1 protein-coding gene is annotated in these 914 nt (G+C 58.0%); it reads left to right on the plus strand.

Annotated features, from left to right (window positions below; genetic code table 11):
- Positions 1 to 914: ABC transporter substrate-binding protein SapA (gene sapA, locus J5224_RS30710; protein WP_264628811.1), on the plus strand; the 914-nt coding region annotated here is incomplete at both ends.

Here is a 914-nt window from a genome sequence, read left to right on the forward strand (position 1 = left end):
AGTTTGCAGTTTTCCGATGTGGTGCAAAGCATCCGCAAGCTGGGTGACTATGCGCTGGAAATCCGCCTTAACAGCCCTGATGCCTCTTTTTTGTGGCACCTGGCGACCCACTACGCCCCAGTACTTTCCGCCGAGTATGGTCAGCAGTTGATCAAACAGGATAGAAAGGAGCAGTTAGACCGTGAGCCGGTCGGTACCGGGCCTTATCGTCTCGAAGCCTATCGCAGCGGTCAATATCTGCGCTTGATGCGCAACGATCGCTACTGGCGCGGCAAACCGCGGATGCAGCAGGTGGTCGTTGATTTGGGCGTCGGTGGCACCGGGCGTCTGTCGAAATTGCTGACTGGCGAATGCGACGTGCTGGCTTATCCCGCCGCCAACCAGTTGCCTATTTTGCGCAACGATCCGCGCTTGCGGCTCTCGCTGCGTCCTGGGATGAACATCGCGTATCTCGCCTTTAACGTGCGTAAACCACCGTTGGACGACATGCGCATTCGCCGCGCCATTGCGCTGGCGATCAACAATGACCGTTTGATGCAGTCTATCTATTACGGCACGGCAGAAACCGCAGCGTCGCTGCTGCCCCGCGCCTCCTGGGCCTATGACAGCGAATCGCGCATTACCGAATACAATCCGGAAGAAGCGCGCCGCTTGCTGACAACCCTGGGGGCAACCGATCTTAACCTCAAGCTGTGGGTGCCCGTCGCCTCGCAGTCCTATAATCCGGGTCCGTTAAGGGCCGCTGAGCTGATTCAGGCGGATTTGGCGCAGGTGGGGGTGAAAGTGACCATTGTCCCGGTTGAAGGCCGTTTTCAGGAAGCGCGACTGATGGAAATGAGCCATGACCTGACGCTCTCAGGCTGGACCACCGACAGTAACGATCCTGACAGCTTTTTCCGTCCGCTGCTCAGTTG

Source organism: Candidatus Symbiopectobacterium sp. NZEC135, assembly GCF_025962695.1.